We start from the raw sequence: 24,857 nt of genomic DNA, 5'->3' as shown, positions 1-24,857 counted from the left end.
GCTCCCAACAAGGCACCGAACATGGTGATCCGCACCCGTCCCATGCTGCTGCTGATGTCGTCCATCCTGGCCCTGGCCGGCCCATTGGCCGTCGCCGCGCAGCAGGCCCCGCCCGCGCAGGGCGAACAGACCCGCACGACCACGACCACCTCCAGCGAAACCAGGCAGTCACGCACGACCAGCAGCGAGCTGGACATCGGCATCGACGCCGCCGGTGACGACGGCTGGGCTGACAACCGCGGTGATGACTGGGGGCATGCCGCACGCCATCGGCGCGACGATGTGGACGAACGCGATCTGTTCGGGCAGTGGACGCTGGGCCAGGAAGGCGGCAACAGCTGCACCATCGTACTGAAGGACAGCACCTGGTTCGGGGGCTACCGTGCCTGGGTGCCGGCGGGTTGCCCCGATGGCGTGTTCTCGGTGAACCGCTGGCTGCTTTCTGGCAACGATCTGCTGCTGACCGACACCAACAACACGGTGATCGCGCGCTTCCGTCAGAGTGGCAGCGGCCGTTGGTCAGGCCGCCGGTTGGCCGATGATGGTCGCCTCTACCTCAACCCCCAGCGATCGCGCTGATGCCACGCGCCGCGCGCTGCCTACGACAGCCCTCAGGGCGTCATGCGCGGCATGCATCGCCACTGCACCGTCGAGCCGTTGAAAACCGCAACGCAACCGAGCGCGTGCGGCTGCCGCGCTTCGTGAACTGCGTCAATGCGCCGTATGCAGGCATTGACGCACGCTTCACGGTTTTACGCACCAGCATAACCCGCCCATCGTCAGGATCGGACCGCAGGTCGCAGTACCACACTTTCCTTCACAGCACGCGCTTGCCATGGATGAAGTCGCCCGACTTGAAGAGCTCAATCGCCTGGGTGTGCTCGATACCGCCCCGGAACCCGTATTTGATGCCATCGTGGCCGCCGCGCGCGCCGCCACCGGCATGCCAACCGGCCTGATCTCGCTGGTAGCGCGGGACCGACAGTGGTTCAAGGCCAACATCGGTCTGGAAGGCACCTGCGAAACCCCGCGCAACATCTCCTTCTGCACCCACGCCGTCGAACAGCAGGGCTTGATGGAAGTGCCCGATGCACGCCAGGACCCGCGCTTCCAGCAGAACCCGCTGGTGCTGGGCGGCCCGCGCATCCGTCACTATGCCGGCATTCCGCTGCAAACCGCGCAGGGCGCGCAGATCGGCACGCTGTGCCTGCTCGACACCCTGCCCGGCGTGCTCTCGCCCTCGCAGCGCGAGCTGATGGTGCACCTGGGCCGCGTCACCACCCAGGTGCTGGAACAGCGCAGCGCGCTGCTGGCACAGGTGGAACAGGCCCGCGTGCTGCACCGGGAACTGAAACGCAGCGAAGACTTCCTGGAGCGCACCAATACCGCCGCGCGGGTGGGCGGCTGGGAGCTGGAGCTGGGCACCGGCGAGGTGCGCTGGACACGCGAAACCAAACAGATCCATGGCGTGCGATCCAGCCACGAGCCCACGCTGGAGACCGCATTGTCGTTCTACCGGCCCGACACACGCGGCATCATCCAGACTGCGGTGAAGCGCTGCGTGGACGAAGGCACGCCCTACGAACTGCAGCTGCCCATGACCACTGCCGATGGCCGCGACATCTGGGTGCGGGTAGTCGGCAACCGGCAGATTGTCGAAGGCCACCAGCGCCTGGTCGGTGCCATCCAGGACATCACCGAAGAACGCGGCACCCGCGACGCGCTGGAAGCCAGCGAGGTGCGCTACCGCCGCCTGTTCCACTACAGCCTGGGGCTGATCTGCACCCACACCCTGGATGGCACGCTGACCTCGGTGAACCCAGCGGCCATGCAGTCGCTGGGCTACGACGAAGCGCACGTGGTCGGCCGCAGCCTGGGCGAGTTCATGCCCGGGGACAAGCAGGACCACTTCGCCGCCTATCTGCGCCGCATCACCGCCAACCACACCGATTCGGGCGTGATCGAACTGATCGCCGCCGATGGCACCCGGCGTTACTGGGCCTACCACAACGTGCTCGATTCGGAAGCGCAGCCGCCGTACGTGCTGGGCCACGCGCAGGACGTCACCGCCCTGCGCACCCAGGAACAGCAGCTGCGCGACCTGTCCTTCAAGGACCCGCTCACCCAGTGCAACAACCGGCGCTTCCTGCACACCCTGGAAGCACAGACCGGCCAAGCGTGGGCCTGCCTGGTGTTCGACCTGGACCACTTCAAGCAGATCAACGACAGCGAAGGCCACCGCCGCGGCGATGCAATCCTGGTGGGCTTCGCCACCTTCCTGCGCACCCCGCTGGGCAAGGAAGAAGCCGTGGTGCGGCTGGGTGGCGATGAATTCCTGGTGGTCTCCGCCAACGCAGATCCGGCACGACTGCAGGAACTGGAGCGCTTTTACAGCGACCATGCCAGCGATTCCCCGTGCGCATTCTCGATGGGCGCGGCCCAGCACGTGCCGGGTGAAAGCGTGGCCGATACCATCCATCGTGCCGACGACCACCTGTACCGTGCGCGCGCACGGGTACGACGCGCCCCTCGCGATGGCGACGGCCCGCGCTAATCCAGCAGGAAACGGGTCATGAGCTGCAGCTCGTCGTCCAGCGCATTGGCGAAGGCCGCCCCGCGCGGCGCGGCGCCGCTGACGTAGCCGAACTGTGGCAGCAGCTGGCCGTCGGCCACGCTGACATTGGCCCAGCCGATCACCTGCTCGTGCCACAACACGGGCAGGGCGTAATAGCCGAAGCGCCGTCTGGGCGCAGGCGTGTAGGCCTCGAACCGGTAGACCCACCCCCACAGCTGCTCGAACCGGCGCCGGTCCCACACCACCGGATCGAACGGCGCCAGCAGCCGCACGGCCTCATCCACCGCATGCCGCCGCGCGCGCGGGTTCTCGTCGGCCGGCCAGTACCAGACCGTGCCGTCCAGCGTGCAGCTGCCCAGTTGCGAACGCGCATCGCGCAGGGCCTGCTTCAGCGGCGCAGCGAGGTGCGGCGCGCCATAGCCCAGCAGCCGCACCAGATAGGTCAGGCTGGCCGCGGGCAGCGGCGCGTACTTGCGCACGACCAGGGCAAGCAATGCCTCGGCACGCTGCTGCGCGGTCGGGCCATCGGCTTCCGACAGCGCGTGCACCGCCGGCGCGTAGATCCGCGTGCCGCTGTCACGCCGCTGCACCCGCAGCAGACCCCGGTAATGCATGCCATCCAGCAGCTGCGTGCTGGCATTGCTGGTGCCGCCCCAGTAATTGGTGACCCGGCCGTGCGCGAACGCCTGGTCCACCTGCCGCGGGTGCACCGTGCCGTGTTCGTGCACGAACGCCAGCACCTGTTCGGCGCGGCGCCGCGTGGCCGGATCCCAGGCGCGCCTGGGCACGCGCGGGTGCATCAGGGCCAGATGCTCGCGCGGCAGGAAGCCGTAGTTCACCAGGCAATCCTCCTCGACGGGCAAGCGCGCGTAGCGCCGCTCCAGATCGCCGGCGCGGTAGTCCTTTACCCGGTGCCGCAGGGTCAGGTCCTGCGCCCGCGCCGGCGCCCGGATCGGATCGGCCTGCACGAAGCCCAGCCGCCGGATCGCCCCCATCAAGGTGGTAGGCGTGAAGAGGGTGCGCGCCACCGCATAGCGGCGCAGCTGTTCCAGCGTGGGCGACAGAGCCATGCCACATTCTAGAGCCGCAGCCACGCGGCGTGGTGGTGTGCCGCGCAGCCGTTCTACAATCCGGGCAGGCCGTCACCCAAGGATCTGCGTGCCCCCGTTCAATCTGTTCCAGCGCCTGTCGCAGGCGCCGACCAATCCGCGCGCCGAACCGGCACCACGCAGTTTCGATGTGGCCGACCTGTACGCCGGCCCGGTGGCACTTCCCGGCGACGCCGACGCCGCGCCGCTGGCGCTGGATGAGAAACTGCGCCAGGCCTACTTCTGGATCGTGAACAACGCGATCATCAGCCCGCACTACGACATCGAATACCACGACGGGCCGTCGGCCCGCTTCGCGGTGGGCGACAGCCGCCGTGCACTCACGCTGCCGTCGGCGCAGAGCTATTCCAGTTACGTGCTGCTGCCATTGCTGACCTTTGCCACACGGCGCAAGTGCCTGTTCGTGGGCGGGCCCGGCCGCGGCAAGACCGCCAGCGCCATCCTGATGGGCGTACTGGCCGGCTACCCGGTGCGCGAAGTGCGCCGCGCCATGCAGCATGGGCACCCGCAGATGACCATCGCCGATCTGCTCGGCAATCCCCTGCCGGCCGATCTGGTGGCCGCCCAGGACATGAGCCAGATCCGCATTGCCTGGCGCAGTTGGCTGAGCATGCGGGTGAAGATCATCGACGAATACAACCGCATTCCCACCCGCACCCAGAGCGCGCTGCTGACGGTGATGGGCGACAACTACGCCGAGATCCTCAACCACGTGTACGAGTGCCCGGAATCGGCCTGGTACCTGACCGCCAACGACGACCGCGGCGGCGGCACGTACCAGGTGATCGAAGCCCTGCGCGACCGCATCGACGTGGTGGTGCAGGCGCTGGCCTTCAATCCGCGCTTCCTGGAAGAGATGCTGCTGCGCATCGAACAGGACATCCGTCCGGAAGAGGTCGTGCCGCGCGACATCATCTTCACCGAAGCCGAGGGCGACCAGCTGCTGCAGGACATCCGCGCGGTGGAGGTCCCGCAGGATGTCCGCCGCCGCATCGAGTTCTTCTGCAGCCAGTTCGAGCTGATGGAAACCGCGGGTGCACAGTTCGAATACATGACCAAGGACACCGCCCGGCTGGCCGGCGCGGACTGGGCACAGTTGACCGCCGCCGACAGCGGGCGTGACCGCATGAAGGACCTGGGCTGCCAGACCCGCAACGGCCTGTCGGTGCGCAACCTGATGACCCTGATGATGTACGCCAAGGCGATGGCCTACTTCCGCGGCAACACCGCGGTGACACTGGATGACGTGCGCCAGGTACTGCCGTTCGTGCTGAACGACAAGCTGCAGCCGGACCCGGACGCCCCGTTCTTTGCCCTGCCGGAAAATGCGGCCTACCGCGCTGACCACCTCAGCTGGCTGCGCTGGCTGTTCGATGCCGCCACCGCCGAATACGACCGGCTGGATCTGGACCGTGATGACCCGGTCGGTGATCTGTCTGTCCAGTTCGAGCAGGGGCTGGACGGTCTGAGTGAAGGGGAAACCCGCAAGCGCCTGACCCGCATCGAACGGCTGGTGGAAGAACGGGTGAAGGGCCGCAAGCTGTACGGGCACCTGTACGACGACCTGTTGAAGCTGAAGTACCTGCACCAGCGCTACACCAATTACCTGCACTGGCTGCGGGCACGCTGAGATGGTGTCGCCGACCCTGGCCTCACTGCTGGCATCGCGGCGCGCGTTGTTCAACCAATCGGTGGCCGATGCACGCCACCGCTGGCCGAGCCTGGACATGGGTGCGTTCAGCCAGTTCGTGCGCGACACACTGGATCCGCTGTGCCTGGCCGTGGATGGCGACGACCCGGCCGCGACCGGCGCCGTCTGCGAGGTCGCCTTCGAGCTGGGCCTGCAGCTGGTGGCGCACGGCCAGGCCGGGCCGCGCGCCCGCCAACCGTGGGTGGACACCGCCTGGCGCACCCTGGCGCCGACCCTGGCCCCGCTGTTGCGGCGCGAACCGCAGGCCGTGCTGGGCACCGTGGCCAATGCCGTACTGCGCATGGCAGAACAACCCGGCGTGGACCTGCAGGCATGGATCGACAATCTGGCCCGCCACGGCGCCCACTGCGCCAGCGTGCAGCAGCTGCGCACGCTTGGCGTGGTGGCGGCCTGGCGCGCCGGCATGGCGCAGATGCGCGAGCCCGCCCTGCACGCACTCGACGCCCTGCCGGCCGCGCTGGCCGCAGGCGTGCTGGGAGCGGCGGCCGACAGCGCAGACGCGCTGCCCGAACGACTGCGCGCCGACCGCTGGTACCACCCACAGCCCGGCACCCCGGCCGGCCACAGCCTGGGCGCGTTCAGTGGTTTTGGCGGTCCGTTCCCCACGCCGCCGCAGGTGCGGGCCACGGCGCAGGGCTTCGTCGTGCGCAGCGGCGAGCAGCATTTCCTGCTGCTGGCCGATGCGTTCGGCGCGGCCCTGCTACCGGCCCATGCAGACGAGTTCGCTGCTGCGCGGGCGCAGGCGCTGCCGGCGGCAAGCGCGGCAACCCTGGCCCAACGGCATCTGCCGGTCACAGCGGTGCGCCACGAAATGCAGGCCAGCGCCGGTGAGGCAGGCATCGTGCTGTTCTCGGCCTGGTCGCACGGCCTGCACGTGCTGCCCCCGCAATGAACCCGCCGCCGCTACCTGATGCGCTGCAGGTGTGGCAGGACGCCTGGCCGCAGGCGCTGGCCACGTGGAGTCGTTTCACCCGGCTGCAGGACCCACGCCTGTGCGATTCACGCGTGCAGGCAGCGGCAGAGGGGCTGACCGGCAGCTTCGCCGCCATCCGCCTGGCCGACCAACGCATCGTGATTGATCTTGAGCAGGTGCAGCAGCTGGGCCTGCACCCCTACGCGCTGGAAATCCTGGCACACGAAATCGGCCACCACGTACTGGCCCCGGCCACCGCCAGCGATCACGCACGCCTGCTGGCGCGCATCCGCCGCGCGCTGCCCACGCTGGAAGCGCACGCGCCGATGGTGGCCAACCTCTACACCGATCTGCTGATCAACGACCGCCTGCAGCGCCAGAACGGGCTGCGCATGGATGCGATCTATCGCCGTCTGGCGCAGGCCGCCACGACGCCGGCCAGCACCGTCTGGCAGTTGTACATGGGCATCTACGAGGAACTGTGGCAGCAGCCGCGCGGCGCACTGGGCGGCTCGACCGACGATGCGGCGGTACATGCCGACGCGTGGCTGGGCGCGCGGGTGGTGCGCGTCTACGCCAGCGACTGGATGGCCGGTGCGTCACGCTTCGCCACGCTGCTGCTGCCGTGGCTGCTGCAGGCGCAGACCGATGCACGCCTGGACGCGCTGATGGACACCCAACATGCCGGCAAGGGCAGCCAGCCCGCTGGGCTGGGCCACCTGGAGGACGACGAACGGGCGCCGATCCTGCACCCGGCGCATGACCCGCGCATCACCGGCGGTAGCCAAGAACCTGCCGACTCCGGCACTGCCGCAGGGCCGCAGGACGCCGCCGCAGGCACAACGGGCGGGCAGATGCGGGAACCGTTCGAGTACGGGCAGATCCTGCGCGCGGCCGGCCTGGACCTGGATGACCAGCAGATTGCGGTGCGTTACTACCGTGAGCGCGCCCTGCCCCATCTGATCCGTTACCCCAGTGCAGCACAGCCGCAGGCACTGGAAGCGCTGCCCGAAGGCCTGGAACCGTGGGAGCCTGGCGACGCACTGGATGCGGTGGACTGGCTGCAATCGGTACTGCAATCGCCGCACGTCATTCCCGGCGTCACCACGGTGCAACGCGTGCACGGTCCGGCCCCCGGCCGTGAGCCAAGCTACGAACCGGTCGACCTGGATCTGTACGTGGACAGTTCCGGGTCCATGCCCAACCCGCAACAGCACACCTCGTTCCTGACCCTGGCCGGTGCCATCATCGCCCTGTCGGCACTGCGCGCCGGCGCGCGCGTGCAGGCCACCCTGTGGAGTGGCACCCGCCAGCACCTGCATACCGACGGCTTCGTGCGCAGCGAAGACGCCATCCTGCACGTGCTGACCGGCTACTTCGGCGGTGGCACCGCCTTTCCCATCCATCGCCTGCGCGATACCTACGCGGCGCGCACGCCGCGCGATCGGGCCGTGCACATCCTGCATATCTCCGACGACGGCATCACCACGATGTTCGGCCAGGACGAACGCGGTGGCAGCGGCTGGGACATCGCCCGCCATGCGCTGCAGGCCGCACGCGGCGGCGGCACCATGGCGCTGAATCTGTACAGCCCGCTGCCAGCGCAGCTGGCCGCCGCCGCCACCGGTTGGACCGCGGACCTGCTGCGCGCGCAGCGCGAAGGCTGGGATATCCACGTGGTGCGCGACATGGCCGACCTGCTGCAGTTCGCGCGCACCTTCGCCCAGCGCCACTATGCGCCTGGCGCCATGGGTGCGCCGCGGTGATCATCCTCTGGCGGCTGACCACACTGTGCAACCTGGCCTGTGGGTTCTGCGCCTATGACCGCACGGTCCCGCAACCCCGTGTGCACATGCCCGCCGACGAAGTGCAGCGTGTTGCCGGGCTGTTCGCTGACTATCACCAGCGCACCGGTTACCCGGTGCTGCTCAGTTGGCTGGGTGGCGAGCCCCTGCTCTGGCCCGGCCTGCTGCCGCTGTCACAGCGTCTTCGGCAACAGGGCCTGCGCATCAGCATGACCAGCAACGGCACCCGTGCGTGGCAGGACGGGGCCGCGCCGGCGCTGGCCGATGCCTTCGACGAGATCACCTTCAGCATCGACGCCCCCGGCGCGTTGCACGACGCGCTGCGTGGCTGGCCCGGCGGCGCGCTGAAGCTGGAGCGCGCCATCCGCGCCCTGGCCCGCCAGCGTGGTGCGCGGGCCGCCCCCCGCCTGCGTGCCAACGTCGTGCTGATGCATGCCACGGTCGAACATTTTCCCGCGCTGTGCCTGCAGCTGGCCAAGTGGGGCGTGGATGAGATCACCTTCAACCAGCTGGGCGGCCGCGACCGGCCCCTGTTCCACCGCCAGCAAGCGTTGACCGTTGCCGATGTGGCGCAGCTGCGCCTGCAGCTGCCCGCGCTGGTACCGCGGTTGGCCGGACGTGGCGTGCGCCTGCATGCGCACGACGCCTACCTGCACCGCTTCCAGGCCAGCGCGCAGGGCATTGCACTGCCAATGGCCGAATGCGAGGCACGCCGACCCACCCTGTTCATCGACGAACAGGGCCGCATCGGCGCCTGCAGCTTCACCGTGGACACCCATGCCATTGCCAGCAGCGACCTGCGCCAGGTCGAAGACATCGGTACGCTGCGCGAGCGGCTGCGCCAGCAGCGACGAGAGCGACCGGCCACGGTCTGCAGCGATTGTCCTTCCACCCAGGTGTTTGCAAAATTCGGAACATGACCATGACTGCTGGCCCCACCCTGGACACGCTGCTGCGGCGCCTGCTGGAAACCCCGCCGGATTTCCTTGCGCCACCACGGCGCGCAGGCAGTGGCAGCGTGCACGTCGCCGCCGTGGTCGGCGATGTCTTCGCCGCGCGTGGCCTGCCGCTGCCCCCTGCGCTGCGCGCGACGCTGTCCGGCGAGCTGCCGGGGGTGAGTGCCAACCAGCTCAGCGTGGCGGCCGTGGCCGCCTGGCTGCTGGCCGATCCGCACTGGCAGCAGGTGCCGCTGCAGGCTGAGCACTGGCCCGGCCTGTTTGCCGAGGCGTTGCCGGGGCTGGCCGCCAGCGCCGCGGCAGAGCAGTTCGTGTTCGAACCCGAGCGCCGCGAAGAGCTGGCCCGCACCGCGATCGCCCGCCTGGGTCTGCTGCCGGACGGAGAAACCGCCGCCCAGGCCGCCGACCGTCTGGCCCGAGTCAGCGGCGTGGAACGGCAGCGCCTGCTCGATGCCAGCCGCGCCAGCGAAGCACGCGCGCGGGCGATCCGTGAAGCGCTGGCGCGCAAGGCCGCCGAAGAATCGGCCGACAAGTGGACACGGGAATGAGCCCGTTGCCATGAGCGCCGAACCCAGCGACGCCGACCGCTACCCGACCCTGAGTGACCGTGGGCGGGCGATGCTGCGCCACATGCGCGAGCACCCCGCCGCGCCGCTGTTCCGCAACGCCAGCGGCAATCGCCTGCAGGCTGCGGAAGTGGCTGCCCTGCACGACTACGAACGCGACATCGGCCAGGCCCGTTTCGAATGGCAGCCCGGCGTGCAGCCACCGTGGCTCGACGCATTCGTGGCCAACACCTTCGCTCAGGTGCCGCACTACCGGGCTCAGTCCAGGCCTGCCCGTTTCGATGCCATCGCCAGCGTACACCGCGGCGATCTTGCCGCCGATGTGGCCCAGTTCGTCCCCGATCCGGTGCCGCTGCAGCGGATGATCAACTTCCGCACCACCGGAACCACCGGACATCCGCTGGTGCTGCCCTCGCACCCGGTGGTGGCCGCGCGCTACCTGGCCTACCACAAGCGCGCACTGCACCGCTTCGGCATCACCCTGCAGCACGGCGCCGGGCAGATGGGGGTAATGCTGCTGGGCATGCAGCAACGCTGCTTCACCTACGTGTCGGTCACGCCGACCATGGGCGAATCCGGTCTGGCCAAGATCAACCTGCACCCTGACGACTGGCGCCATCCCGACGATCGCACCCGCTATATCGACCAGATGCAGCCGGAGGTGATCGCCGGCGATCCCATCTCATTCGCGGCGCTGCTGCAGTTGCCATTGCAGCACCGCCCACGCGCCCTGCTGTCGGTGTCCATGGCCCTGTCCAGCGGGCTGCGCCAGCAGCTGGGCGAACACTTCCGCTGCCCGGTGCTGGATCTGTATTCCATGAACGAAGCCGGCCCGCTGGCCGTGTTCGATGCCGATGCCGGCGGCCACGTACTGCTGCAGCCGGGCATGTTCGTGGAGATCCTGGATGCCGACGGCAGGCCCCTGCCGCCCGGGCAGGAGGGTGAGATCACGCTCACCGGCGGTTTCAACTTCTGCCTGCCGCTGCTGCGCTACCGCACCGGTGACCGCGGCGCCCTGGCCATGGCCGGCGACACCCCGATGATCGTCGAGCTGCAGGGCCGCCGCCCCGTGCGCTTCCGCACCGCGCTCGGCGGCTGGATCAACAACATCGACCTGACCCATGCCTTGGCACCCTTGCCGCTGTCTCGATTTGTCGTGCACCAGCAAAGCGATGGTGCTGTGCAGTTGTCGCTGCCACCGGCCGAGCTGCAGCACGCCGACGAGGCAATCCAGCGGCTGACCCTCGTGCTGGGTGGCCTTCCGGTGGCGCTGCTGCCGCTGCAGCAGCAGGACAAGGTGCTGCAGTACAGCAGCGATCTGCCGGACAGCCACGCACGTTAGCGGGTCAACGCAACAGCTGCGCGTATGCCGCAAGCACCCCCAGATGCCCCAGGTAGTACACATAGAACCACCACCGCGCACGCGGAATCGGCACGGGCCAGCGCGCCATCACGCCTGCCAGCGGCACCGCCAGCAGCGCCCAGCCGTTGCCGTTGATTGCGCATACCGCTGCCAGGCCCGGCAGCGGCAACCACCACACCCGATGGCGGAACGCGATCCAGCACAGCACTATCAGCCCCACCCCGGCCCAGCGGTAATCGACGAAGAACGGCAGAACCCCGGCCGCCAGCAGCAGCCACCACGGTCGGTCCTGCGCCAGCGCCTGGATGGCAACGGCCGCCAGGGCGAACGTCAGCAGGATGTTCACCGGCAGCCAGGCGCCGACCGCCCAGGCGTGCAGCGGTTGCGCCAGCACTCCCCACAGGATCAACCGGCGCATCGACTTGCGCAGGTCAGCGCCGGGCTGGGCCAGGTTGCACGCCATCACCAGTGCAAACAGCGGAAAGGCAATTCGCCCCAGCTCGGTCACGACCGGCACGTAGCCACCATGGACGACCTTGGCTACGTGGTCGCCGGTCATGAACAGCAGCGCCAGCCACTTCAACGCCTCGCGCGTGCCGCTGGGCAACGCGTAGGGAACCGTGGTCGGGGAAGCTGCAGCGTCCTGCATCGGCACGTGGGTCCGGGTTGCGCCGCAAAATAGTGCCACGGCTGGCTATCCTTGTGCGTCCTGCACGTGAGGTACCGCCATGCGCACTCTCTATCCGCCCATCGAACCCTACCACGAGCACAGGCTTGCGGTGGATGCCCTGCATACCCTGCATATCGAGGAATGCGGCAACCCGCAGGGGCAGCCGGTGGTGTTCCTGCACGGCGGACCCGGTGCCGGGGTATCACCGGTGCACCGTCGCTTCTTCGATCCCGCCCGCTACCGCATCGTGCTGATCGACCAGAGAGGGTGTGGCCGCTCCACGCCCTTCGGCGAACTGCGCGACAACACCACCGCGCATCTGGTGTCTGACATCGAGCAGGTGCGCGTACACCTGGGCATCGAGCGCTGGCTGGTGTTCGGCGGCTCGTGGGGGTCCACGCTGGCGCTGGCCTATGCGCAGGCACATCCGCAACGGGCCACCGGGGTCATTGTGCGCGGCGTCTACCTGGGCCGCGCCGAAGAGAACCGCTGGTTCGCCGAGGCCGACGGCGGGGCGCGCTGGATCTTCCCGGAACGCTGGGCCCGCTACCAAGCCTTCATTCCGGAAAACGAGCGCGGCGACATGATCGGCGCCTACTGGAAGCGGCTGGACAGCCCCGACCCGGAGATCCGCATCGCTGCGGCGCAGGCGTGGCTGGGCTGGGAGGACAATGCGGCCACCCTGCTGCACGATGTCGAGGCCGTCTCCGCTGAAGACCCGCAGCGGACCCTGGCCAAGGCCCGCATCGAGGCGCACTACTTCAGACACAACGCGTTCCTGGAACACGGGCAGCTGCTGCACCACGTCGATCGAATTCGCCATCTGCCTGGGGTGATCGTGCAGGGGCGCTACGACATCATCTGCCCTGCCCGCAGTGCCTGGGATCTCGCCCAGGCGTGGCCGGAAGCGCGCCTGGAGATGGTGCTGTCCGGCCACAGCGCAACCGAAGCGGCCACCACCGATGCCCTGATCCGCGCGACCGATACGTTCGCGGATGGTTTGTAGATCCACGCCACGCGTGGATGCCGTTGGCCGCACGTCGCGCGCGCCCCTATACCAACGTATATCCGCGCTTACCCACGGGCATCTAGGCCCGGCGCGGCCACGCGCGGACAATAGCACCACTGGCCCACACGGGCCCCACCGATGGAGACGCTGATGGACCCCGACCCTGCCGGGCGCACCGCGCCCCCGACTACCGCCGCCTGTTTTCTGCTGGCGCCCATCGCCGGTCCCTGTCCGCACGCGTGATGGGGGCCCCGGGCGTCGCCTGCCCGGAGCATCCCCATGTCCTACAAGATCCTCTACATCAGCCTGCGCCGCCTGATCGGTGAGCGCGATGTCGCCGGCCTGCGCAGCCGCCTGCTGCAGCACGGCCCGGTGCTGTTCGCCCATGCGCTGGCGCTCGGTTCGCCGCGGGTCGTCGCCGACGCGCTGTCGCTGCTGCCGATCAGCGAGCGCATCACCGTGCTGCGCCACCTCCCCCACCCCCTGCGCGACGCCATGAAGCCGCTGTGCATCGGCGGCAGCCAGCGCCTGCACCTGCAGCCGTGGTCGCCGTGCCTGCTGGCCCTGCGTCGCGCCTGACCCATGCCACTCCGCGATCCGGCACGCCCGGGTCGGCACTTCCGAGGATGACCCCATGAGCCTGCTCAACGCCTGGTTCAACGCCTTCCTGCGCAGCCGCCGCGCGGGCAGCCTTTTCCGCCGCCGCGCCCTGCCCGAGGCCGGCTTTGGCCGTGGTGCGGCAGATGCCGCGCCCTCCGCGCTCACCGATGGCCTGCTGGCCCTGGCCCGGCTCGACGATGCCCGCCTGCTGGCCGCACTGGATTCTCACAACGATGGCCTCAGCCCGCAGGAAGCCGCTGAGCGCCTGGCCCGCCTCGGCCCCAATGAAGTCGATCACGAGAAGCCGCTGCCGTGGTGGCGCCACCTGTGGCAGTGCTACCGCAATCCGTTCAACCTGCTGCTGAGCGTGCTGGCGGCGGTGTCCTGGTTGACCGAGGACGCCAAAGCCACGGTGGTGATCGCGGCGATGGTGGTGCTCTCCACGCTCATCCGTTTCGTGCAGGAAGGTCGATCCAACCGTGCCGCCGAACGGCTGAAGGCGCTGGTCGGCAACACCTCGCGGGTCCTGCGCCGCAGCGCGGGCACCGAGGCTGCGGAGCTGGCCGACCAGTACTTCGGCGCGCAGCTGCACAGCCGTCGTCCCTCGCGCCTGCTCGACCTGCCGATCCGTTCGCTGGTACCGGGCGACCACGTCGTGCTCTCTGCCGGCGACATGATCCCGACCGACTGCCGCGTGCTGAGTGCCAAGGACCTGTTCGTCGCCCAGGCTGCGATGACCGGCGAGTCGCTGCCGGTGGAGAAATTCGCCAGCCCGGGTGACGCCGAGGCCGGCCTGATGGAACAGGCCAACCTTCTGTTCATGGGCACGAACGTGGTGTCCGGCACGGCCACGGCGATCGTGCTGGCCACCGGCAACCACACCTACTTCGGCACGCTGGCCCAGCGCAGCACCGCCACCGAGCGTGCGCCGACCGCGTTCCAGGCCGGCGTCAACAGTGTCAGCTGGCTGCTGATCCGCTTCGCCCTGGTGATGGTGCCGTTCGTGCTGCTCATCAACGGCTGGAGCAAGGGCGACTGGACCGAAGCCTTCCTGTTCGCGCTGTCGGTGGCGGTCGGTCTGACCCCTGAGATGCTGCCGATGATCGTCACCTCTACGCTGGCCAAGGGCGCGGTGCTGCTGTCGCGGCAGCGGGTGATCGTCAAGCGCCTGGATGCGATCCAGAACTTCGGTGCGATGGAGGTGCTGTGCACCGACAAGACCGGCACCCTCACCCAGGACCGCATCGCGCTGGAGCGCCACACCGATGTGTTCGGCCAGGACTCGGAGGACGTGCTGAAGTTCGCCTACCTCAACAGCCACTTCCAGACCGGGCTGATCAACCTGCTCGACCGTGCCGTGCTCGAGCACGTGGAGCTGCAGAGCTCGCTGCGCCTGTCGCAGGACTACCGCAAGGTCGACGAGATTCCGTTCGACTTCCAGCGCCGCCGCATGTCGGTGGTGGTGGCCGAGCGCGAGGACCACCACGAACTGATCTGCAAGGGCGCAGTGGAGGAGATGCTGGCGGTGTGCAGCACCGTGCGCGAGGGCGACATCGACCAGCCCTTGGACGCTGCGCGGCTGGCGCGGGTGCGGCAGACCACCGAGGAACTGAACGAACAGGGCCTGCGCGTGGTGGCCGTGGCGATGAAGGAAACCGCCGCCAGCCAGTCGGTGTATTCGCAGGCCGACGAGTGCGGCCTGACCCTGGTCGGCTACGTAGCCTTCCTCGACCCACCCAAGGAGTCGACCGCACAGGCACTGCAGGCACTGGCCGCGCATGGCGTAGAGGTCAAGGTCTTCACCGGTGACAACGAACTGGTCACCGCGCGTGTCTGCGCCCAGGTCGGGCTGGAGGTCGCTGCCATCGTGACCGGGCCGCAGATCGAACGCATGGACGATGCCTCGCTGGCGCATGCCCTGCAGCAGCACCGCGTGTTCGCCCGCCTGACGCCGCTGCACAAGGAACGCCTGGTGCGCAACCTGCGTGCGCAGGGCAAGGTGGTCGGCTTCCTCGGCGACGGCATCAACGATGCCCCCGCCCTGCGCGCGGCCGACATCGGCATCAGCGTGGACAGCGCGGTGGACATCGCCAAGGAAGCAGCCGACATCATCCTGCTGGAAAAGAGCCTGATGGTGCTGGAGGACGGCGTCATCCAGGGCCGGCGCACGTTCTGCAACATGCTCAAGTACATCCGCATGACCGCCAGCTCCAACTTCGGCAACGTGTTCTCGGTGCTGGTCGCTTCGGCGTTCCTGCCCTTCCTGCCGATGCTGCCGCTGCAGCTGCTGGTGCAGAACCTGTTGTATGACATCTCGCAGATCGCCATCCCGTTCGACAACGTGGACGAGGAACTGGTACGCCAGCCGTTGAAGTGGAACCCGGCCGACATCGGGCGCTTCATGGTGTTCTTCGGGCCGATCAGCTCGATCTTCGACCTCTGCTGTTTCGCGCTGATGTGGCATGTGTTCGACGCACGCACGGCAGCCGACCAGAGCCTGTTCCAGTCCGGCTGGTTCGTGGTCGGCCTGCTCACCCAGACCCTGATCGTGCACATGATCCGCACGCCCAAGGTGCCGTTCCTGCAGAGCATCGCCGCGCCGGCGCTGCTGCTGATGACTGCGGCGATCATGGTCATCGGCGTACTGCTGCCGATGAGCCCGCTTGCCGGCTACTTCAAGCTGCAGGCCCTGCCGCTGGGTTACTGGCCGTTCCTGGTGGCGATCCTGTTCGGCTACGCGGTGCTGACCACGGCGATGAAGCGGCTCTACATCCGCCGCTACGGGTGGCAGTGATGCTGGGCCTGCAGGTGAACCTGCCGCCGTTCGACGCCGGTGCCACGCTCGGCTCGCTGCTGAGCCTGACCGTGGCCTTCGTACTCGGCGCAGCGATCGGGCTGGAACGGCAGCTGCGCCAGCGCACCGCCGGACTGCGCACCAATACGCTGGTGGCGGTCGGCGCGGCGGTGTTCGTCGATCTGGCGGTGCGCTTCCACGATCTGTACGGCGGCCCGCCCTCGCCGCTGCACGTGGTCGCCTACGTGATCTCCGGCGTCGGCTTCCTCGGCGCCGGCGCGATCATGAAGGACGGTGCGCAGGTCTCGGGCCTGAACACCGCGGCCACGCTGTGGGGCTCGGCGGCGGTCGGCGCCTGTGCCGGCGTCAAGCTGCTGCCGGAAGCGGTGATGGCGGCGGTGTTAGTGCTGGCCGCCAACACCCTGCTGCGGCCGGTGGTCAACCGCATCCAGCGGCAGCCGCTGGCGCAGGGTTTCAGCGAGGCGACGTACGCGATCAACGTGGTCTGCCAGCGCGAGCAGCAGGCCGAGGTGCTGGACCGGCTGCTGTTGCTGCTCGAGCAGGCGCAGTACCCGGTACGTGCGGTGGACCAGCGGCCGTTCGGCGAACGTGACGTGGAGATCGAGGCGGTGCTGTATGCCACCTCGGTCGACGCCACAGAACTGGATGCGGTGCTGGAGAACCTGGCCGGCACCCCGGGCGTGTTGCAGGGGTTCTGGAATGCCAGCCTCGAGGAATGACCCACCCCGGTAGCGCCGGGCCATGCCCGGCGAGCGCTCAGCGCCGCCACCTGCTCCACCACGGTGGGCATCTCCCCGCACCGCCGCTTATCATCCCCCAACCACCCGCCAGGGAGCTGTCCCCGATGCCGTCGCTGTCGCCCCGCCGCCCGCTGGCGCTGCTCGCCCTGATCGTGGTGATGGCGGCGATCTTCCTGCTCGACACCGTCACCGACTATGCCGTGGCCGCTGCCTGCTTCTACGCGGCGGTCATCCTCGCCGCCTCGCGCCTGATGGCGCCGCGCGGCCTGCTCATCCTGGCGGCCGCCTGCATCGCACTCACCGGCCTGAGCTTCTTTCTCACCCGTTTCGGCACCTACCGTATCGGCCTGGTCAACTCGACCATTGGCATGCTGGTCATCGGCATCACCACCTGGCTGGTGCTGAAGATGGAAGCGGCCAAGGCGGCCGTGCAGGAGGCCCAGGCGCGCCTGCTGCGGGTGGCCCGCGCCTCCACGGTGGGCGAACTGACCACCTCGATCGCCCATGAAGTGAACCAGCCACTGGCCGCCATCGCCAGCAGCGCCGAGGCCAGCCAGCGCTGGTTGGCGCAATCGCCCCCCAATGTCGACAAGGCGCTGCAGGCCATCGCCCGCATCCTGTCCGATGCGCACCGCGCAAGTGACGTGATTGCCCGGATCCGCGGCCTGACCCAGGGCGCCGCGCCCGAACGCCGCGCCTTCGATTTGAACCTTGCCGTGCAGGACATGCTGGCCCTGTCACGCAATGAACTGGACCAGCACCAGGTGGATGTGGCGCTGCTGCTTGATGCCGACCTGCCGCCGGTCTTCGCCGATCCCGTACAGGTGCAGCAGGTGATCGGCAACCTGCTGTTGAACGCGGTCGATGCGATGGCCCAGTTGCCGCCTGCCGAGCGCCGTGTTGCGCTGGCGACGGCGCGCGATGGCCGCGGCCAGGTCAGCCTGAGCGTGCGCGACCGTGGCGTCGGCCTGCCCAGCGAGCAGCCGGACCGCGTCTTCGATGCATTCTGGACCACCAAGGACCATGGCCTCGGCCTGGGCCTCAGCCTGAGCCGTTCGATGATCGAGGCCAATGGTGGCCAGATCCGCGCGGAGCGTCCGGCCGGCGGCGGCGCCTGTTTCGTGTTCGAGCTGCCGGCCGCCGGCAAGGATGACCATGCGTAAGCCACTGACACCGCCGACAGAGCTGGCCCCCATCGTCTATGTCGTCGACGACGACGCGTCCGTGCGCGCGGCGCTGGAGGACCTGCTGGCCTCGATGGGGTTGCAGGTGCGCGCCTTCGCATCTACCCAGGCCTTCCTCGACCACCCGCGCGACGATGCCCCGGCCTGCCTGGTGCTGGACGTGCGCATGCCCGGGCAGAGCGGCCTGGACTTCCACCGCAGCATGGCGGACCTGGGCCTGCAGCTGCCGGTGGTGTTCATCACCGGCCACGGCGACATCGCCATGGGCGTCAACGCGATCAAGGCCGGCGCCATCGAGTTCCTGACCAAACCCTTCCGCGACCAGGAGCTGCTCGACGCCATCCACAAGGGCATCACGCTGGACCGCGAGCGCCGCCGCGAAGGCGAGGCGCTGGGCGAGCTGCAGGCACGCTGGCACACCCTCAGCGCTGGCGAACGCGAGGTGGTCGACGGCGTGGTGCGCGGCCGCCTGAACAAGCAGATCGCCGCCGACCTCGGCGTCAGCGAGATCACGGTGAAGGTCCGGCGCGCGCAGGTGATGCGCAAGATGGAGGCGCGCACCCTGGTCGACCTGGTGCGCATGTACGACCGCCTGCAGGCCGCTGCGCCATGACACGAGCATCTACCGCGCAATACTCGACTGCTCTTGCCTTCTGTAGAGTCGAGCCGTGCTCGACTGGTTTTGCTTATCGAAGCCATGAGCAATACGCGAAACGGGAAAAGAAGTGGCCGTGGTAGCGTCGTTGCACCTTCACCCGCGACCTTTCCGCATGCGCCTGCTGCCTCCTGCCCTCGCCTTTGCCACCTGCCTGCCGCTGGCCGCCCTTGCCGGCGAACCGGTGCTGCCGCAGCTGAAGGCCTATACCGTTGATCCTTCCTGGCTGCAGCCGATCGCCCCGCTGCAGATTGCCGACCACACATGGCAGATCGGTACCGCCAACCTCACCTCGCTGCTGGTGCAGACCCCGCAGGGCGCGGTGCTGCTGGATGGCGGCATGCCACAGATGGCCGATCACCTGCTGCACAACCTGCAGCTGCGCGGCGTGGCCCCGGCCGACCTGCGCGTGATCCTGCTCAGCCACGCCCATGCCGACCACGCCGGGTCGGTAGCCGAACTCAAGCGCCGCACTGGCGCGCGCATACTGGCCAATGCCGAAACGGCGGTGCTGCTGGCCCGCGGTGGCAGTGATGACCTGCACTTCGGCGATCGTTTCGCCTTCCCGCCGGCCCACGTTGATCGCATCATCATGGATGGCGAAACCGTCGACGTGGGTGTCATGCGATTTACCGCGCATTTCGTGCCGGGCCACACCCCGGGCAGCACGGCCTGGACCTGGACCGACACCCGCGACGGCAAGCCGGTGCAGATTGCCTACGCCGACAGCCTCAGCGCACCGGGCTACACCCTGAAGGACAACCCGCGCTACCCACACCTGGTTGAGGACTACCGCCGCAGTTTCGCCACCGTGCGCGCGCTGCCCTGCGACGTGCTGCTGACCCCGCACCCTGATGGCAGTGGCTGGGACTACGCGGCGGGTGCAGCGGCCGGCGCCAAGGCAAAGACCTGCGGTGAGTATGCGGATGCAGCAGAGCGGAAACTCGACGCAGCTCTGACCCGGTAGAGTCGAGCTTGCTCGACTTTCGCTTATGCAGCGTCGAGCCATGCTCAACTGTCTCTGGAAACAACAGTCGAGCATGGCTCGACTCTACAAAAGGCAGACAGCGGTTACCGGCAGCCTTCCGGCAAGGCGGCGATGGCCTCGACGACCGCCCCCTGCATCCCCTGCCCTACAGCCATGTCCAGCTCGCCGCCGGTACTGCCGCGCTGGCGTTGCAGCTCACTCTCGCAGGCACCGCGCACGCGGCCGCGCGCGTTGGCCCGCAGCACGCTGCAGCGCCAGTCCCCCGGGCCCAGCGGCAGCACCGAATAGACCTCGCTGTTGCAGGCATCGCCTGCGCGCTCGACCAAGCTGCGACCGCCGAAGTCGCGCGGCACGTTGCTGTGCGCAGGATCGTGAGCTGTCGGGGAAGCTGCGCGCGTACTGCTCGACGTTCACCTGCAGCGGCTCTGTCCCCGAGGCGGGCAACTGCAGCGGTGCACCGCATTCCGTGCTGTCGGCACGGTGCTGGACGAACTGGTAGATCGGCCGATCAAGCCGACGATCCTGCGCGGTCACCGCACTGACCCCACCCAGCACCGGCAACGCGGCGCGGTTGGCCATCCGTGCCAGCACACCAGCCTCGGCGGGGACGCAGCGATCCACGCACGGTGGCCGCCAGCAGGAAAACCACGTCATCACGGAACGCACGATCCTCGTGCAGGTGCCGCTCGATGTCGGCCTGCAGCGCGGGCACCGGTGCGGGGAGCGCGACGGACGGCGGACGCACCTGCGGTGCCCAGCGCTGCCACGCCAGCAGCGCGGCACCGCCCAGCAGCGCCACCGCGCCGACCCCCAGCCAGTGCGCGCGCCGCATCAGCTGCCGATCGCCGTCAGCGTGGCCGCATCCGCATCGTAGGACGCGCTGGCGATGTCGGCCTCGAAGCGCCTGATCCGCAGATGGCCCGACAGCCGATAGGCATCCCACAGATTGCCCAGTGCAATCGGCTTGGCCAAGGTCACATGGATGATCTGGTTCGGTGGCGGCGGTGGCACGTGGATGCAGGCGCCGTAGAACGGCACGAACAGCAGTTCGTTCACCGCACCGGCATCATCCATGCCCAACGGCACCACGTAGCCGTCCAGCTCGACCTCGCGACCGTCCACGTCGTCGACCACGGCGGCTGAGCCGAACTGCTGCGCGCGGTCGGGTCTGGAGTGATCGATGGCCGCGCCTGGCGGCGTGCCCGAACCCGTGTCATCGATCAGCCCACCGACACCGGACATCGCACCCATGCCGCCGCTGCGGTCGATGCCGATCTGCGGCGGCGGGCGCAGGAAGGCGTCCTCCTCCGGCATCAACGCGTTCCAGGCGGTGATCGCGCCCTCGGCCAGCGCGGCCTTGTCCGGCATGCTCACCGCATCGGACGTGGCCGCGGCGGCAGCTGGTTCGGCCGCCACGTCGGGCACATCACCGCCGGGCCGGCTGCAACCGGCCAACACCATCAGCACCAGGATACAGACGTTACGGTTCATAGGGCCTCAACTCGGGGTCTGCCATGGTGTAGGCCGAACCGGCCAGATCGTCGTCCACGCGCTCGGCGCGCAGCGTGCCGGCGAGCAAGAACGGCGAGTACATGTCCGGCATGTCGATCGGCCGCGACAGCCGCACGTGCACGATCTGGTTCGGGGGTGGCGGCGGCACGTGGATGCAGGCGCCGTAGTACGGCACGAACAGGAACTCGGTCAGGCGGCCATCGCTGGCATTGGCCAGCGGCACCACGAAACCGGGCAGGCGCACGGCGCGGTCCAGTACCGTATCCACCGTGCGGAAGGTGCCGAACTGGGCCATGCGCCGGTTGCCGTTGTGCTTCACTTCCGGCCCGTCACCCCGCTCCAGGGCGGCCAGTTCGTCGGCGGGCATCATCTGCAGCCAGTCCAGTTCTAGCTCGGCAGCCGCTTGGGTTGTCGCGCCGTCCTGCACAGGCGTCGGCGGCAGGGCCTGCACACCGGTATTCACCGGACGTTCGCAGCCGGCCAGCAGCAGGATCACGGCAAGGGAAAGCCACGCGCCCATCGCTCAGGCTCCCGCCGACAGGCCATCGGCCAGGGTGCGCCGATAGGCCAGCAAGGCCGGCACCAGACCAGCCACGGCACTCAGCACCAGCACCCCGCCCACCCACGCCAGCTCGCGCAGATCCGGCCAGACATGGGTGATCGACAGACCGAAATTCGCCAGCGCCCAGCCACGCCCGGCCAGGCTGGCGACCACCAGTATCACCAGCGCCAGCACGCAGGCCATGCCGCTGGTCGCAACCGCTTCCAGCACCAGCAGGCTGGCGATGTAGCGCGGCCGCGCACCCGTGGCGCGCAGCACTGCCATCTCGCGACGGCGCTCCTGCAGGGTCGACACCAGCAGCGCCACCAGCGAGACCAGGCCCAGCAGCACCACCATCGCACTGATCAGCTGCAGCGCCCGCTCGGCCGAGCCCAGCGACTGCCACAGCTGCTGCAGGGTCACGCCGGGCAGGATCGCCAGCAGTGCCTCGTCGGGGTAGTCATTGATGGTGCGCTGCACCGAGAACGTGGCGATGCGCGAGTTCAGGCCGAGCATGAAGGCGGTGATGCTGGTCGGGGTCAGGTCCAGGTGCCGCGCCTGTTCGGCGCCGACCTTGTGCCCGCGCAGCTGCACGCCCGAGCGCCAGTCCACGTGGATGGCCTCGATCGCCGGCAACGACACCAGCACCGACGAATCCACCGGCGTGCCGGTCCGCTGCAGCACGCCGCTGATGCGGAAGGGTTTGTCGGCATGCGTGGCCAGGGTCACCGCGGCAGTGCCATGGGCGAGCACCATTTCATCGCCCACCTGCACGCCCTGCGCGCGGGCCACGTCGGCACCGACCACCGCGTCGTACAGATCATCGAAGGGCGTGCCCTCGGCGAAGGCCAACGTGTGCCCGGCACCGTAGCGGTAGTGTTCGAAGTAGCCGCCGGTGGTGCCGATCACCCGGTAACCGCGCCAGGAATCACCCAGCGACAGCGGCACCGCCCACTTCACCTGCGGCAGCGTCGACAGCTCCTGGTAGGACTGCCAGGACACGTTGTTGGTCGGGTCGCCGATATGGAACACCGAGTACAGCAGCAGGTTCACCGGCCCCGAGCGCGCGCCGACGATCAGGTCGGTGCCCGAAACGGTGCTGGCGAAACCCTCGTGGGCCTGCACGCGCACGCGCTCCACGCCCAGCAGCAGGGTCACGCTGAGGGTGATGACCAGGACGGTCAGGGACACGCTCAGCGCACGGCTGCGCAGGCTGGCCCAGGCAAGTTCAAACATGGGCGGCTCCAGCGTGGTTGATGTCCTGCAGCTGCACGACGCGGTCGAAGAGCGGTTGCAGGCTGTCGTCATGGCTGACCACCACCACGGTGGTACCGGCCGCGGCACATTGCGCAGCCATCAGCTGCAGGAAGGCGGTAACCGCTTCGCGATCCAGTGCCGAGGTTGGCTCATCGGCGAGCAGCACGGCGGGGCCACCGATCAACGCGCGCGCTGCCGCTACGCGCTGCTGCTGGCCGACGCTGAGGGTGCCGGCCCGGCGCTGCAGCAGGTCCGGGTCCAGGTGCAGGGCCTGCAGCAGGCGGAGGATTTCATCCTCCAGCGCCCGCCCGACCCGCCCGACCCGTGCGCTGCGCGCGGGCGCGAAGCGCAGGCCCAGCGCAATGTTGTCGCGCACACTGAGGAAGGGCAGCAGGTTGAACTGCTGGAAGATCACGCCGAGATGATCGGCGCGGAAGCGATCGCGCGCGGTAGGCTTCAACGCGTGCACGGCCGTGCCGGCCACCACCACCTCGCCCTGTTCGGGCCGCAGCACGCCCGCCAGCAGGCCCAGCAGGGTGCTCTTGCCCGACCCGCTGGTGCCGCGCAGCAGCACGCTGCTGCCTGCGGCGATGCGAAGCTGCGGAATGTCCAGCACGGTGCGCCCGCCATAGCTGAAACGCACCTGCTCCAGCGCGATCACCGCGGCGGTGCTCATGGAGCCAGCACCACGCGCAGGTTGTCCGCGGTCAGCACGGTGCGGCTCTGGCCGCCCGCCGTCGCGCTGTTGACGATGACCTCGTGCAGGTTCGGGAAGGCCTTCGGCAGGGCAAGCACCAGCACGCGCAGCGCGGCCGGGTTGGCGCACTGGTAGCGCAGCTCGGCGTTGAGGCCGGCATGCGTATGTTTGGCCGGTGTGCTCGCACTCGCCGACGCGGCGGCAGCGAAGCCCTCGGCGCGCGCGTCACGTTTCAGGGGTGTGCACTGCGCTGCGGTGGGCAGGGTCAACCAGTCGCCGCGCTTGAGCGTGGCCAGTGCCGCGTCCAGCGCCGCCTGTTCGGTGGCATTGGCTGGCGGCCGTTCGAAATCGATGATGCCGATACCCGGCGCCTGCAGGGCCAGTTCAAGGGTGCCCTGGTCCACGGCCAGGTCGACCGTGGCCTGGCCGTGCACGTGGGCGCCGAGCTGGCGCAGGTCGTGTGCGTGCACGGCGGGAGCGGCAAACAACAGGAACAGCAAAACGGAACGCTTCATGGGGGACTCCATAATTGTTACTATGTAACATTATGGACCACATCCCCACGCCGCCCGCAAGGGCACTGCCCCACCCGCCAGCTTCGGCACGCTGGCACCCCCGTCTCGACCTCGCCGGCGCCTGGCTGTCCCTGGCCTGCGCCGCGCACTGCATCACCCTGCCCCTGCTGCTGGCCTTCGTGCCGGCGGCGATGATGGCCCTGCGGTCGTTCCAGCACCCGGCCCACGGCGCGATGACCGCGCTGCTGGTGATGTCGCGCTGGGAATGGGTGTTCGCCGTGGTGGCTTCGACCGTAGCCATGGCCAGCACAGCGTCAGGCTGGCGGCGCCACCAGCAGTGGCGGCCGCTGCGGCTGGCGGCCTGCGGTGCGGTCGCGCTGCTGGCGTCGTCGCTGTACATGCCGTTGAAGGAATCGCTTGTCTGGCACGGCGTGGCGACCGCTTGCGGCGGCGCGCTGCTGGCCACCGCCCACATCCTCAACCGGCGGGCATTGCACCGGTAGTCGTCCACCTTGGTGGACGTTCCCAACGTGCCAACCAAGGTTGGCACCTACCGGATCATGGCGGCGTGCCAAGCAAGACTGGGACCTACCGGTTCGCGGCGCGGCAAGTCGCGGTAGCCGTCCACCTTGGTGGACGTTCCCAACGTGCCAACCAAGGTTGGCACCTACCGGAT

At 68.8% G+C, this 24,857-nt stretch carries 23 protein-coding genes and 1 pseudogene; 16 read left to right on the top strand and 8 right to left on the bottom strand.

All coding sequences use genetic code 11. The features are described 5' to 3' along the window. Nucleotides 1–21 precede the first annotated feature (21 nt). Together RTY46_RS09390 and RTY46_RS09385 are read left to right on the top strand one after the other, a co-directional pair. Nucleotides 22–579, top strand: coding sequence for an AprI/Inh family metalloprotease inhibitor (locus RTY46_RS09390; protein ID WP_312707988.1), 558 nt, complete (start codon nucleotides 22–24; stop codon nucleotides 577–579). A gap of 256 nt (nucleotides 580–835) precedes the next feature. Further along, entirely contained in the window at nucleotides 836–2,554 is a 1,719-nt protein-coding gene (locus RTY46_RS09385; protein WP_312707987.1) for a PAS domain S-box protein, read from the top strand. On the opposite strand, the gene RTY46_RS09380 is transcribed toward RTY46_RS09385, so the two are convergent. Continuing rightward, complete coding sequence (locus RTY46_RS09380; RefSeq protein WP_312707986.1) at nucleotides 2,551–3,645, bottom strand: crosslink repair DNA glycosylase YcaQ family protein; 1,095 nt, start codon at nucleotides 3,643–3,645, stop codon at nucleotides 2,551–2,553. The two genes, RTY46_RS09385 and RTY46_RS09380, sit on opposite strands and share 4 nt — an antisense overlap. A gap of 88 nt (nucleotides 3,646–3,733) precedes the next feature. Between RTY46_RS09380 and RTY46_RS09375 the strand changes: the two genes are divergently transcribed. Genes RTY46_RS09375 through RTY46_RS09350 form a run of 6 tightly spaced genes read left to right on the top strand, consistent with a single transcriptional unit; the run spans nucleotide 3,734 to nucleotide 10,977 of the window. Further along, complete coding sequence (locus RTY46_RS09375) at nucleotides 3,734–5,314, top strand: AAA family ATPase (RefSeq protein ID WP_312707985.1); 1,581 nt, start codon at nucleotides 3,734–3,736, stop codon at nucleotides 5,312–5,314. 1 nt (nucleotide 5,315) lies between these two features. Beyond that, nucleotides 5,316–6,287: a hypothetical protein gene (locus RTY46_RS09370; protein ID WP_312707984.1), complete on the top strand. Its 972-nt coding sequence runs from the start codon at nucleotides 5,316–5,318 to the stop codon at nucleotides 6,285–6,287. Continuing rightward, complete coding sequence (locus RTY46_RS09365; protein ID WP_312707983.1) at nucleotides 6,284–8,074, top strand: hypothetical protein; 1,791 nt, start codon at nucleotides 6,284–6,286, stop codon at nucleotides 8,072–8,074. The genes RTY46_RS09370 and RTY46_RS09365 overlap by 4 nt, the downstream gene beginning before the upstream one ends. After that, nucleotides 8,071–9,033, top strand: a complete 963-nt coding sequence (locus tag RTY46_RS09360; protein ID WP_312707982.1) for a radical SAM protein — start codon at nucleotides 8,071–8,073, stop codon at nucleotides 9,031–9,033. The genes RTY46_RS09365 and RTY46_RS09360 overlap by 4 nt, the downstream gene beginning before the upstream one ends. A gap of 2 nt (nucleotides 9,034–9,035) precedes the next feature. Beyond that, nucleotides 9,036–9,617, top strand: coding sequence for a hypothetical protein (locus RTY46_RS09355; protein WP_312707981.1), 582 nt, complete (start codon nucleotides 9,036–9,038; stop codon nucleotides 9,615–9,617). A gap of 10 nt (nucleotides 9,618–9,627) precedes the next feature. Beyond that, nucleotides 9,628–10,977: an AMP-binding protein gene (locus tag RTY46_RS09350; RefSeq protein WP_312707980.1), complete on the top strand. Its 1,350-nt coding sequence runs from the start codon at nucleotides 9,628–9,630 to the stop codon at nucleotides 10,975–10,977. Between the two features lie 4 nt (nucleotides 10,978–10,981). Here RTY46_RS09350 and RTY46_RS09345 read toward each other — a convergent pair whose 3' ends face one another. After that, nucleotides 10,982–11,647, bottom strand: coding sequence for a TraX family protein (locus tag RTY46_RS09345; protein WP_312707979.1), 666 nt, complete (start codon nucleotides 11,645–11,647; stop codon nucleotides 10,982–10,984). Between the two features lie 79 nt (nucleotides 11,648–11,726). Here RTY46_RS09345 and pip point away from each other — a divergent pair, with 79 nt between their 5' ends. The 7 genes from pip (at nucleotide 11,727) to bla (ending at nucleotide 19,638) form a co-directional block, all read left to right on the top strand. After that, the gene (gene pip / locus RTY46_RS09340; protein ID WP_312707978.1) at nucleotides 11,727–12,674 is read left to right on the top strand and encodes a prolyl aminopeptidase; all 948 of its coding nucleotides are present in this window, start codon (nucleotides 11,727–11,729) and stop codon (nucleotides 12,672–12,674) included. A gap of 282 nt (nucleotides 12,675–12,956) precedes the next feature. Then, nucleotides 12,957–13,256 carry a hypothetical protein gene (locus RTY46_RS09335; protein WP_312707977.1) on the top strand — a complete coding sequence of 100 codons (300 nt, stop codon included), beginning with the start codon at nucleotides 12,957–12,959 and terminating at the stop codon, nucleotides 13,254–13,256. A gap of 55 nt (nucleotides 13,257–13,311) precedes the next feature. Next, a complete protein-coding gene (mgtA, locus tag RTY46_RS09330; protein WP_312707975.1) occupies nucleotides 13,312–16,071 on the top strand; it encodes a magnesium-translocating P-type ATPase in 2,760 nt (919 codons plus the stop codon). A 2-nt stretch (nucleotides 16,072–16,073) separates the two neighbouring features. After that, complete coding sequence (locus tag RTY46_RS09325; protein WP_312708052.1) at nucleotides 16,074–16,811, top strand: MgtC/SapB family protein; 738 nt, start codon at nucleotides 16,074–16,076, stop codon at nucleotides 16,809–16,811. Between the two features lie 125 nt (nucleotides 16,812–16,936). Beyond that, the gene (locus tag RTY46_RS09320; protein WP_312707974.1) at nucleotides 16,937–17,995 is read left to right on the top strand and encodes an ATP-binding protein; all 1,059 of its coding nucleotides are present in this window, start codon (nucleotides 16,937–16,939) and stop codon (nucleotides 17,993–17,995) included. Continuing rightward, on the top strand, nucleotides 17,988–18,629 hold the full coding sequence (locus RTY46_RS09315; protein ID WP_312707973.1) for a response regulator transcription factor: 642 nt from the start codon (nucleotides 17,988–17,990) through the stop codon (nucleotides 18,627–18,629). The genes RTY46_RS09320 and RTY46_RS09315 overlap by 8 nt, the downstream gene beginning before the upstream one ends. A gap of 157 nt (nucleotides 18,630–18,786) precedes the next feature. Continuing rightward, nucleotides 18,787–19,638 carry a subclass B3 metallo-beta-lactamase gene (gene bla, locus RTY46_RS09310; protein ID WP_312707972.1) on the top strand — a complete coding sequence of 284 codons (852 nt, stop codon included), beginning with the start codon at nucleotides 18,787–18,789 and terminating at the stop codon, nucleotides 19,636–19,638. A gap of 104 nt (nucleotides 19,639–19,742) precedes the next feature. Here bla and RTY46_RS09305 read toward each other — a convergent pair. The 6 genes and pseudogenes from RTY46_RS09305 to RTY46_RS09280 all read right to left on the bottom strand — a co-directional run bounded on the left by RTY46_RS09305 (nucleotide 19,743) and on the right by RTY46_RS09280 (nucleotide 24,181). Next, nucleotides 19,743–20,491 (bottom strand): annotated as a pseudogene (locus RTY46_RS09305) (hypothetical protein). Continuing rightward, complete coding sequence (locus RTY46_RS09300; RefSeq protein ID WP_312707971.1) at nucleotides 20,491–21,150, bottom strand: DUF3299 domain-containing protein; 660 nt, start codon at nucleotides 21,148–21,150, stop codon at nucleotides 20,491–20,493. The pseudogene RTY46_RS09305 and the gene RTY46_RS09300 overlap by 1 nt, the downstream one beginning before the upstream one ends. Further along, nucleotides 21,140–21,691: a DUF3299 domain-containing protein gene (locus tag RTY46_RS09295; protein ID WP_312707970.1), complete on the bottom strand. Its 552-nt coding sequence runs from the start codon at nucleotides 21,689–21,691 to the stop codon at nucleotides 21,140–21,142. The genes RTY46_RS09300 and RTY46_RS09295 overlap by 11 nt, the downstream gene beginning before the upstream one ends. A 3-nt stretch (nucleotides 21,692–21,694) precedes the next feature. Continuing rightward, nucleotides 21,695–22,948 (bottom strand): ABC transporter permease, encoded by a 1,254-nt coding sequence (locus tag RTY46_RS09290; RefSeq protein WP_312707969.1) that lies wholly within the window; start codon nucleotides 22,946–22,948, stop codon nucleotides 21,695–21,697. Next, nucleotides 22,941–23,645, bottom strand: coding sequence for an ABC transporter ATP-binding protein (locus RTY46_RS09285; protein ID WP_312707968.1), 705 nt, complete (start codon nucleotides 23,643–23,645; stop codon nucleotides 22,941–22,943). Before RTY46_RS09285 ends, RTY46_RS09290 begins: the two co-directional genes overlap by 8 nt. Next, nucleotides 23,642–24,181: a DUF2796 domain-containing protein gene (locus RTY46_RS09280; RefSeq protein ID WP_312707966.1), complete on the bottom strand. Its 540-nt coding sequence runs from the start codon at nucleotides 24,179–24,181 to the stop codon at nucleotides 23,642–23,644. The genes RTY46_RS09285 and RTY46_RS09280 overlap by 4 nt, the downstream gene beginning before the upstream one ends. 32 nt (nucleotides 24,182–24,213) lie before the next feature. Here RTY46_RS09280 and RTY46_RS09275 point away from each other — a divergent pair, with 32 nt between their 5' ends. After that, on the top strand, nucleotides 24,214–24,684 hold the full coding sequence (locus tag RTY46_RS09275; RefSeq protein WP_312707965.1) for a MerC domain-containing protein: 471 nt from the start codon (nucleotides 24,214–24,216) through the stop codon (nucleotides 24,682–24,684). Nucleotides 24,685–24,857: the final 173 nt, after the last annotated feature.

Origin of the sequence: Stenotrophomonas sp. (assembly GCF_032056425.1) — a bacterium.
GTDB lineage: Bacteria > Pseudomonadota > Gammaproteobacteria > Xanthomonadales > Xanthomonadaceae > Stenotrophomonas.
The sequence above is the reverse complement of the archived record's forward strand: the minus strand, read 5'-3'. Positions and strand labels throughout refer to the sequence as shown.